Origin of the sequence: Escherichia sp. E2748 (assembly GCF_005781125.1) — a bacterium.
In the GTDB taxonomy this organism is placed as follows: domain Bacteria; phylum Pseudomonadota; class Gammaproteobacteria; order Enterobacterales; family Enterobacteriaceae; genus Escherichia.
The window spans coordinates 1-9,960 of the sequence record NZ_VATP01000046.1 but is presented as its reverse complement, the minus strand read 5'-3'; the positions used below and the strand labels follow the sequence as shown (position 1 = coordinate 9,960).

Genomic DNA, 9,960 nt, shown 5'->3' with positions numbered 1-9,960 from the left:
CATCTCCAGCAGATAAATCTGGACCGGGAGGTCATCAGCGAGTTCACACGTGACGCCCTGCACCGGGAGGTGCTCAGAAGTCAGGGGCGACTGAGCACGCGGCAGCTTTACGACCCCACCGGGCGGCTGAAGCGCAGGGAGACATACAGCGGGATGCGCGGGGTGGTACCGGAGACGTTCACGGACCGGCAGTACAGCTACAGCGGCGAGGATGAACTGCTGAAGACGCGGCACAGCCGGCGGGGGGAAACGGATTACTTCTATGACACCACGGGACGCATCACGGCGTGCCGCTCGGAGGATGAGGGGTATCTGGCGAGCTGGCAGTACGACGCGGCGGGAAACCTGCTGGGGAGGCGCGCGGGGGAAAGGGCCACGGCAGAAAACAGCGTGGTGCCGTTCAACCGGCTGATGTCTTACCGTGGTGTGCATTACCGTTACGATGAATATGGTCGTGCGGTGGAAAAGCAGGGCCGGAGCGGAACGCAGAGTTACCGTTATGATGCGGAACACCGGATGGTGGAAGTGAAGACAGTGCGGGGAACGTACCGGTATGTGTACGATGCGCTGGGGAGGCGGACGGAAAAACAGCACATCAGCCCTGACGGTAAGCCGTACAACCGGACAAAATTTTTATGGGACGGGATGCGGCTGGCGCAGGAGAGCAGGCCGGAGGGAACAGGCAGCCTGTATATCTACAGTGACCAGGGGAGTTATGAACCGCTGGCGCGGGTGGATAAGGCGGGGAAAGAGGGTCCGAACCGGATACTGTATTTTCACACGGATGTGAACGGCGCGCCGGAAGAGATGACGGACAGTGACGGGAGAATCGTGTGGGAGACGGGGTATCAGGTCTGGGGTAACACGATACAGGAGAAGGACCACGGCAGGGTGGAACAGAACCTGCGTTACCAGGGACAGTACCTCGACAGGGAAACGGGGCTGCACTACAATCTGCACAGGTACTATGATCCGGATGTCGGGCGGTTCATAGTTACGGATCCGATAGGGCTAAGGGGTGGAATAAATCTTTATCAGTATGCGCCAAATCCATTAAGTTGGATCGATCCGCTGGGTTTATTATGTAAATCTGCATATAGTGGAAGGCGTGGTGTAATTAAAGCAAAAGCAGATTTGGAAAGAAATGGTTTTACCGTGATCGCAGAAGAAGTCACTATGAAAGTAAATGGTAAGAGAATAAGAGCTGATATAGTGGCTCAAGATGCAAACGGTAATTATCATGTTTTTGAAGTAAAAAATGGGAGGGGACGACTCACTCGAGGACAAAAAGGCTCCGGTGTGTATAACAATGGACCTGCAAATACAAATGGTGGTTTAGGTGGTGGCGGCATCAGTCCATCAAAAGGCACACAAGGGCAGTTCGAAGTATCTACAAATGGGCCAAAAGGGGCACCGGTAGGTGGGAATGGTAATGTCGTTGATGCAACCTTCTGGCTTCTCAGATACTAAAATAAGAGATGGACACGATGCTAACAAAAAATTTAAAAAGTAAATTTGAGAAACGTTTTAATCTTTGTCTAAAAAGTTCGTTTGCTGAACAAAAACACCTAAAAATAGGTAAGAATAACATTACTGTAAATACGGACACAGTTACAGCGCGCATTGATTTTACCTATCTGAATAATTTACGCGCTTATGGTACTGTTGTTGTGGTTAAATCTCCCAAACTAACATTAGATATTGATGGTTTTAAACCACCATACAAATCCAATTTACCAAATGCTGAGTATATTTACTGTATGTCTACGATGGGGGAAAAAGATGGTTGCCCACTGTTACCAACTACTGAAGATGGCATAGATAAAGCATGTAATTTATTTATTGATAAACTAAATAATATATATCTCCCTACCATTTTTAACTTATCTGAGATTAGTAAAGAATTAGTATATGATGTAATCAGAAATCCTAAATACTATTCATATCCATTCCTGATCGTTTTATTGGCTATGAATAAAAATAAATTATCTAGAGAGAATGTAGATAGTTCTATAATTCTCAATGAAAGAATGCTTGGATTTAGTAGCGACAAAGAGATTAAATTGCGATTTAATGCTGAGTTATTTAATCTTTATTATGGTTAGAAAATTTAAATAGTTCAAATTTCCCATATCGATATACTATGTGAAAGCCCTGACTGACGGCCAAGGCGTGATGCAGTACTGGCGCTTTCAGGGACAATACCTTGACCGTGAACGGGACTGCATTATAGCCTGTTCAGGTACTACGATCCGGAGTGTGGGAGGTTTACGCATCCTGATCCGATAGGGCTGGCGGGCGGGCTGAATTTATATGATTATGCGCCTAACCCAATAAACTGGATTGATCCGTTAGGCTTACAACGGCTTTGTGCATTTGGAAATAAGAGTGGGCCAAAAGGTATTCGTGAGCGAGATTTGACACCCAATGAGCATGGTTTACTTCCTTCACAAGCAGGTAAGGTAAGACCTCAAGGTAAATCAGTGACCAGAACACCTAAAGAATCAGGTTTACAGGGGCATTATCATACTTTACCTGAAGATGTGAAAATGCCTGATGGGCTAGGTATTAAGCACGATGGGCGTGATATGCCGGGAGGGTATATGTCTCCTGGACATTCAACAGTGTATCCTACTAGAGATATGACGCCAGATGAGTTCAATGATTTGTTTAATTCATTACCATGGGAGTATGGTGGTAAAATATGAACAATTTTATAAAAAAGTTTATTGCTATAGAAGATTGTTTTAATGAAGGGACTCGTAATTTTATTGAGTTAGTCCAATGCAATGGGATTACATGGTCAAACTATGAGTTACAGGAAATCGCTCTAAACCAATACTATTATCATGTCCGTTCCCTACTTCTTGAATATGAACCTGATTTAATGTTTTTGTTGTGTTCTAACGATAGTGAATATAGAAGAGTGTCTCTGAAATTAATAAAAGACGGTTTGCTTGATTTGTCTTCATCTGATTTATATCTCGAGAAACTTATAAATATATCGATCATCGGTAATGATGAAGAAAAAATTCTGTCAAGAAATATTATAATTTCACGTGGATGGTTGTTAGCTCGACATGAGTTAGTCGAAGATATCATATCCAGTTTTTATAAGAATGGTTTAGACTATTATTTATATAAAGATATTGGAGAGTTTTTGTATGTTATAAGAAATAATACATTGTTAAATATGCATGTAACATTAGGAATACATAGTCAAGATAAAGACATAGTTGAGTTGGCTAATGAACTAAAAATGAATTTAGTCGGAAGATAATTCTGCCTTTGCATTCTCAATGGATGACTTTGGTTGTGAGGCGAGACTGCATTATGACCTGTTCAGATACTATGACCCGGAGCGTGGAAGAGTTACATAACCTGATCCGATAGGGCTGGCGGGGGGGATAAACCTCTATGCTTACGCGCCTAATCCATTAAGCTGGATCGATCCTCTTGGCTTAGAAAAAAATTGTTTTAAGCCCAATCATAAAGCAGGTATGAGTCGGAATAAATATGGTCATGCCCGCGATCGACATGGTTCTCAACGTAGTGTTCAGTCTATGAAAGATCGTGCCAGATCAAGAAATAAACCGCAGGGACATTTTAGTGATAATAGATTAATTGAAGAGGCATTTGAAAAAGCACCATCCACTCCTGGTGTTCATGATGTAACTGTCTCTCGACCTTCCAGGGTTCATTATCCGGATGGTACAGATAAATCTACGGATGTTGTAAGGGTTGTTATTGGTGCCGATGGTGAACCTACTACCGCATTTCCTTATATTCTTGGGGATCAGCCATGAAGATAGAATTGTTCATAAATGAAAAAGAACCGGAAATAGATGTAGATTTAAATGAGCAAGAGATGGAGTGTTCTCCGTTCAGTTTTGCGTTAGAACAGCTTTCTCAGTATGTAAATGGGGAGATAATTATATATTTTGATGAGTTACATAAAATTAACATCGATTTGTTTTACGATTTTTCAGTGTGTCTTGATGACATACTGAAATCAATAAGAAATGTAAGGGATAATCTACCTGTAGATGAAAGCATTTGGTTTTGCGAGCAAGGTTCTGATTTTTACATCGATTATAAAAATAAGAATGAATTTGTCGAGGTTTATTATAGAAAAGGTTTCGACACAGGTTTTCCGAATAGTGAAATTGAGGATTTTAGTGCAATTATTCAGGCGTCTGAATATGTTTCTGAATGGTCTTCTTTGATTGATAAAATAAATGAGGAGATTTTTAAATATACACTTAACGATATATCCAATGTGATTTAAGAGCGCAGTGGGGTGGAGTGCGTGGCGAGCGTGTGGATGATATGTAAGGATACAACAGAACCTGCGTTTTCAGGGGCAATGCCTTGACCGTGAGACGGGACTGCATTATAAGCGTTTCAGATACTACGATCCGGACTGCAGGCGGGGGGGATAAACCTTTATGCTTATGCGCCGAATCCGCTGTCCTATACAGACCCATTAGGTCTACGAAGAACGTGGTGTGGACGTCCTCAAAATAAATCAACTCGCCATTCCACAAGAAAAAGAGCGAGAGAAGCAGCGGCTCATGCACATAACGGGAGAAAACGGCCTCAACCACCTAAAAATCCGCCACCAAATGCAACTCCAGAACAGTTGAAAAAGTGGAGAGAAAAATGGAGTCGGTACAATCAACAACAAAAATATAGTCATCCTGAATCTCATCCAGACTCATCGCATCCAGAGCCTCATTATCATGAAGGTCAAAAGCCTGATATTTCACGTCAGGGTGATGGGCGAGATATAAATAATCATCATACATTTTAGGATAAGGTAATGAAAAATCTAATTTTTTTTATTAAATATTTTATTGTAAAGAACAGGCAAGCGCATTGGATATCATTAACTTCTGGCAAATGGGATAAGTTTTCTTCTAAAATTGACAAAATAGAAAAGCATCTTAATGAACGATGCGTATTAATAGAGAAGAATATAAGCGAGGAGTTTTCTCATTTGATTGATAAAAAAAATATAAGACATGGATTCTATTTTGAACGATATTTATGCAATGAAAGACTCTCACCAGTTACATTTGAACAAATTCATGATGATAGTATTCTTGTATGTCCTGATGAAAAAGTTGCCTTTTATTTCCATCACGATGGATGGATGTGGTATTGCTGTGTTTAATTAATGTAAATAATAAATATTTAGGTAATCAATCCTCTTAGTTTTTCGACGCATAGATATAAATTATGATTATGGCACTACCATTTTTATGATTTATAGAGGAAATGGGTGGTACGATTATGCGGGATACTTACAATAGCTCTAGACAAATATTACCACCCGTCAGCCCTTGTTGAGAGCGGAGAGACGTAATCTGGCCAGTCCCCTAATGCTTATTTCACCCATCGATTTCGCCCATTTTCTTTCGCCCGGTATAACGCGGCGTCGGCATCTGAAACAATTTGTTCAGCCGTTTTTGCGGGAGCAGAACAGGCAATCCCCTGACTAACCGTAACAAATGCACTAACAGCAGATGCCTGATGCGGGATAGCTGCCAGTTTAAGTTCTTGCTTCACTCTGGCTGCTACCGCCTCAGCTTCCGGCAATGTTGCATTAAAAAGTAGGATGGCAAACTCTTCGCCACCATAACGAGCGACTATATCTTCAGGCTGGCGAATTGCGCGTTGCAGGGCGTCGGCAACTTGTATCAAACATTTATCGCCCGCTGGGTGCCCGTAGGTGTCGTTGTAGCGTTTAAAAAAATCGACATCCAACATAATGAGAGCAAATGACCCGCCGTTATCTATCGCGTCGTGTAAGATACTGTTCATTGCACGTCGGTTTGCTATCCCAGTTAAAGGATCGCGATGTGCTAATGCATCAAGGCGATTAATTAACTGGTTGTTGTACTTGTTTTGTTGCCATGCTTCTTCAAACCAACGTAATAAAATAAGTCGCCCACCATATAGCGCCAGTGAAAAAAGGCCCCAGATGACAGCGAAATGAACATTCACATGCTGATTGAGAACAAGACTGGCTAACGGGATGCTAAACCATAATGGAGTGATAAATGCGAGTAATGATGGCGTATGAAAATACAGCGCAACAACAGCACTAAGCATTAATAATACACACAGAGGATAAGCAAAAGGTAGCGTCCAGTGTGCAATGAAATAAAAGCAACACCATGACCATAACAGGCTTAGAATGACCAATAGTTGCTGAATATACAGCATTTTCTTTCGGGAGATGAGCAATAAAAGGCCACTAATCAGCAGAATGCCGAAAGATGAAATATCAATAGTATGTACAAGGTTTTTCTCATTAAACCCTGAAGTCATGTCCTCATTAAACAAAATACCACGCAGCAAAATCATCGATGAAAAACAGATGTTAATCAAGGCAAACCACGGCAGGCTAATCGACATTCCGCGAATAACCATATCCTGGCGATTTTTCCACGAACAATGAGCGTTTTTTCTTTTATCAGAAACCATTTCTTATAACCAGAAAAGGGCAGGAAACCTGCCCGATTTATACTGAATTTATGGTGTCACTATATTGAACCAAAACTCAAAATTATCCATATAACCTAACAGCTCGTTGAGTTTTTCCGCATTGCCGGTAATTTTGACATCTCCTTTGTCCGTGGCTTCTTTCAGCGTCTCTTCTTTCAGTACTATTTTGTTCAATACATCACGAGACAGAGTGATAGTGGCATCAGCATTCGAAGCCTCTACACCAGCGGTATGATTGAGAACACCATTTTCAAGCTCCACTTTATAGGTTCCGCCATCTTCACCAAAATCGAAATTCAACACGGCTTTGGCGTCTGCCGCTTTCTCACCATTAATATGGACGGCAAGATAATCAAAGAACATCTCTGGCGTCATTGCACGCACAGTGTCAGGGCTGGCAGTATTTGGTGTTGGTAATTTTTGTACGCCGTTACGCAATTCCTGTGCGCCAGTGAGATAGAAATTACGCCACGGCCCAGATTCAGCCTGATAGCCTAACTGCTCAAGCGCATCAGCTTCCAGATTTCTCGCTGCCTGGTTGTTTGGATCCGCAAACACCACCTTACTGACAACCTGAGCAACCCAGCGGAAATTACCCTGGTCATAATCCTGTTTGGCTTTTTGTAAAATGGCATCAGCACCGCCCATATACTCGACAAATTTCTTTGCGCCTTCTTCTGGCGGCAGTTCATCAAGCGTTGCAGGGTTACCATCAAACCAGCCGAGATAAAGCACATAAGTTGCTTTCACATCATGGCTCACCGAACCGTAATAGCCGCGATTCGCCCAGGTGTTAGCCAGTGAAGAGGGCAGTTTAAAGTTTGCGGCAATTTCATCACGGGTCATCCCCTGATTTGCCATACGCAGAGTTTGATCATTGATGTAACGATACAAATCACGCTGGCTTTTAAGCAGTTTGACCACGTTATCATTGCCCCAGGTTGGCCAGTGATGTTGAGCGAGAATAATCTCGGCTTTATCACCCCATAAATTGAGCGCTTCGTTAATATATTTTGACCACGGCAGCGGTTGGCGAATTTTAGCCCCGCGCAGCGAATAGGTGTTATGAAGGGTGTGCGTGACATCTTCTGCTGTTTCGATCAGTTTCTTTTCTTCAATAAACCACAGCATTTCAGAAGGCGCTTCGGAACCTGGCGCCATCAGAAAATCATAGGTCAACCCGTCAATAGTTTCTTTTTGCCCGGTTTTGGTGATGTAGTTAGTAGGAGCAATCAACGTGACCGTTCCTGCTGAAGTGGTTGTTCCCAGTCCCGCGCCAACCTGGCCTTTAACATCAGGTTTCAATAAGTTGCCATACATATAACTGGCTCGTCGGCTCATCACATTGCCAGCCATAATATTTTCGGAAACGGCCTCCTCCAAAAATCCGGCTGGCGCATAGATTTTAACTTTGCCTGATTTAACGTCAGCTTCATCAATTACGCCGCGAACACCACCGTAGTGATCGACATGACTGTGTGTGTAGATAACCGCCACTACCGGTTTCTGGCCGCGATTTTTGTAATAGAGATCCATCCCAACTTTGGCTGTTTCTGCTGAAACAAGTGGATCAACGACGGTAATACCCTCTTTGCCTTCAATGATGGTCATATTTGATAGATCGAAGTTACGAATCTGATAGACACCTTCAGTCACTTCAAATAATCCGCTGATATTTATCAGTTGCGCCTGACGCCATAAACTTGGATTCACCGTATCAGGGGCTTTATCGCCTTCTTTGATAAAAGCGTATTGTTGTGGATCCCAGATAACATTTCCTTGTTCGCCCTTAATCACGTCCTGAGGAATAGGGGCAATAAAACCTTTATGGGCATCAGTAAAGTCAGTGTTATCGGAAAACGGCAACTGGTTATAGAGTAAATTGTTTGCTTGCTGCGTGGCTGCGGTGGCGTTTTTAGGGGCTTCCGCCGCGAGGAGAGGTAAGGAACTGGTGGTGAATAATCCCGTTATTAGCAGACTTTTAACAATATGATTAAGCTGCATCTTAAGTGTCTCCAGAATGGATTTTTATTGAGGGTAATTACGGATGAAAATTTTTAGTGAGGGCAAGAATAACTATAATGGGCGTTAACAAATTGGCAAGCCGGGAACTTGGTGTTTTCTTAATGGCATGTTGGCGAAGAATATATTCTGCAAGTTAACGTTTTCGTTGGCGCTTTATTTAAAAGGGTGTAGTACAAATATGTACAATTTCAAGTAGGCATTATTACCGTAAAAACGCATTACCGGACACACGACATTCACAACGTGTGTTAATTTTACTGACATCTTTCAAAAGGAGCACAATCATGCCGCACATAGACATTAAATGTTTTCCGCGTGAACTGGACGAACAACAAAAAGCAGCGCTTGCTGCAGATATTACCGACGTTATTATTCGCCATCTGAACAGTAAAGACAGTTCGATAAGCATTGCGCTACAACAGATTCAACCAGAATCATGGCAAGCTATCTGGGACGCCGAAATTGCGCCCCAAATGGATGCCTTGATAAAGAAACCTGGTTACAGCATGTAATGCTTAACCAGCCGTAACACGCTTGCCGCTGGTAACAAACGTGCCAGCGCCTAAATGATGCAACGTATTGAGCTTATCATCATCAAACTGCCAGCGGCCTTCGACAAATACCTGTGCGTCTGCCGCTGCTGATACCACTTCGCCAAACAGCGTGTCGTATTTCTCTTGCGCGGAAGTCGCTGGTAGCAATCGGCACTCCATCCACGCCAGACATTTCTCTTCAACAAGTGGCAAACCAAGCACCGGACCTTTCACCACCGGAATGCCATAGCAATTAAATTTATCTTCTTCACGCCCAGATACACTTCCCACTGCCCACGTCCAGTTAGTCGCTGCAACGCCCGGGATAACGATGCCAAATTTACCGTTACGTTCAATCAACTCCCTCGTCCATGTCGATTTATCTACTACAATCGCCACGCGTGGAGGTTCAAACTCCACCGGCATTGACCAGGCTGCCGCCATAATGTTACGCCGCTGGGATTGCTCATCTAAACTGGTGATCAGGACAGTAGGACCATGATTTAACAGACGGCTGGCATGGTGTAATTCTACGGGGATGAATCGGCTCACGGTATCGCCTCGCTAAGAAGGTTGTTTTAAAAGCGTAGCTCGTAACGCAATAAGCAACGAAATTAACGGGATCGGCGATTTGCGAACGTGATGCATGTCCGCGATCGCACAAAATAGCCTGTGCGGCGTCTATTCCAGGTTTTGACATCCTCCACGCCCTGAATGACGAGGATCCCTGCTACGTTCAGGCTGTCGCCTGAATCATTTCGGTGGGTTCCTGCTTCAACGGGCGGCCTGACTGCACCATCCCTCCACAGGCAAGAACGGCGTGTCCCGCCCCAAAAAAGTTACGAGCGCCGTTTACATCGGAGTTCGCAGTATATCCACATAGAACGGA

General features: G+C 43.4%; 12 protein-coding genes and 3 pseudogenes. 11 read left to right on the top strand and 4 right to left on the bottom strand.

From position 1 onward, the window contains the following. The 10 genes and pseudogenes from FEK42_RS22885 to FEK42_RS22325 form a co-directional block, all read left to right on the top strand. Nucleotides 1–1,470, top strand: a 1,470-nt coding sequence (locus FEK42_RS22885) for an RHS repeat-associated core domain-containing protein (protein ID WP_240783162.1), incomplete at its 5' end; no start/stop codon positions are given. Between the two features lie 17 nt (nt 1,471–1,487). After that, on the top strand, nt 1,488–2,105 hold the full coding sequence (locus tag FEK42_RS22365) for a hypothetical protein (protein WP_138211978.1): 618 nt from the start codon (nt 1,488–1,490) through the stop codon (nt 2,103–2,105). A gap of 82 nt (nt 2,106–2,187) precedes the next feature. After that, nucleotides 2,188–2,366 (top strand): annotated as a pseudogene (locus tag FEK42_RS23150) (RHS repeat-associated core domain-containing protein); the annotation flags it as partial. A gap of 51 nt (nt 2,367–2,417) precedes the next feature. After that, nucleotides 2,418–2,708 (top strand): hypothetical protein, encoded by a 291-nt coding sequence (locus FEK42_RS23145; protein WP_135492626.1) that lies wholly within the window; start codon nt 2,418–2,420, stop codon nt 2,706–2,708. Next, the gene (locus FEK42_RS22350; protein ID WP_135492627.1) at nt 2,705–3,280 is read left to right on the top strand and encodes a hypothetical protein; all 576 of its coding nucleotides are present in this window, start codon (nt 2,705–2,707) and stop codon (nt 3,278–3,280) included. The genes FEK42_RS23145 and FEK42_RS22350 overlap by 4 nt, the downstream gene beginning before the upstream one ends. Nucleotides 3,281–3,389: 109 nt before the next feature. Then, nucleotides 3,390–3,452, top strand: a pseudogene (locus tag FEK42_RS23270) (hypothetical protein); the annotation flags it as partial. Between the two features lie 111 nt (nt 3,453–3,563). Next, nucleotides 3,564–3,806, top strand: coding sequence for a hypothetical protein (locus FEK42_RS22815; RefSeq protein WP_167852524.1), 243 nt, complete (start codon nt 3,564–3,566; stop codon nt 3,804–3,806). Beyond that, nucleotides 3,803–4,288 (top strand): hypothetical protein, encoded by a 486-nt coding sequence (locus FEK42_RS22340; protein WP_138211977.1) that lies wholly within the window; start codon nt 3,803–3,805, stop codon nt 4,286–4,288. The genes FEK42_RS22815 and FEK42_RS22340 overlap by 4 nt, the downstream gene beginning before the upstream one ends. Nucleotides 4,289–4,337: 49 nt before the next feature. Continuing rightward, on the top strand, nt 4,338–4,442 hold the full coding sequence (locus FEK42_RS23140) for an RHS repeat-associated core domain-containing protein (RefSeq protein WP_346763567.1): 105 nt from the start codon (nt 4,338–4,340) through the stop codon (nt 4,440–4,442). A 380-nt stretch (nt 4,443–4,822) separates the two neighbouring features. Then, nucleotides 4,823–5,176, top strand: a complete 354-nt coding sequence (locus FEK42_RS22325; RefSeq protein WP_135492630.1) for a hypothetical protein — start codon at nt 4,823–4,825, stop codon at nt 5,174–5,176. Between the two features lie 212 nt (nt 5,177–5,388). On the opposite strand, the gene FEK42_RS22320 is transcribed toward FEK42_RS22325, so the two are convergent. Next, entirely contained in the window at nt 5,389–6,438 is a 1,050-nt protein-coding gene (locus tag FEK42_RS22320; protein ID WP_138211979.1) for a GGDEF domain-containing protein, read from the bottom strand. 102 nt (nt 6,439–6,540) lie between these two features. Beyond that, the gene (locus FEK42_RS22315; protein WP_135492631.1) at nt 6,541–8,517 is read right to left on the bottom strand and encodes an alkyl sulfatase dimerization domain-containing protein; all 1,977 of its coding nucleotides are present in this window, start codon (nt 8,515–8,517) and stop codon (nt 6,541–6,543) included. 305 nt (nt 8,518–8,822) lie between these two features. Between FEK42_RS22315 and pptA the strand changes: the two genes are divergently transcribed. Beyond that, nucleotides 8,823–9,050 carry a tautomerase PptA gene (gene pptA, locus FEK42_RS22310; protein WP_130210863.1) on the top strand — a complete coding sequence of 76 codons (228 nt, stop codon included), beginning with the start codon at nt 8,823–8,825 and terminating at the stop codon, nt 9,048–9,050. Nucleotides 9,051–9,053: 3 nt separating this feature from the next. Here the strand turns inward: pptA and FEK42_RS22305 are convergent, their stop codons facing one another. Both FEK42_RS22305 and FEK42_RS22300 read right to left on the bottom strand, forming a co-directional pair. Next, a complete protein-coding gene (locus tag FEK42_RS22305) occupies nt 9,054–9,623 on the bottom strand; it encodes a flavin reductase family protein (RefSeq protein ID WP_130210861.1) in 570 nt (189 codons plus the stop codon). A gap of 184 nt (nt 9,624–9,807) precedes the next feature. Continuing rightward, nucleotides 9,808–9,960 (bottom strand): annotated as a pseudogene (locus FEK42_RS22300) (RNA-guided endonuclease TnpB family protein); the annotation flags it as partial.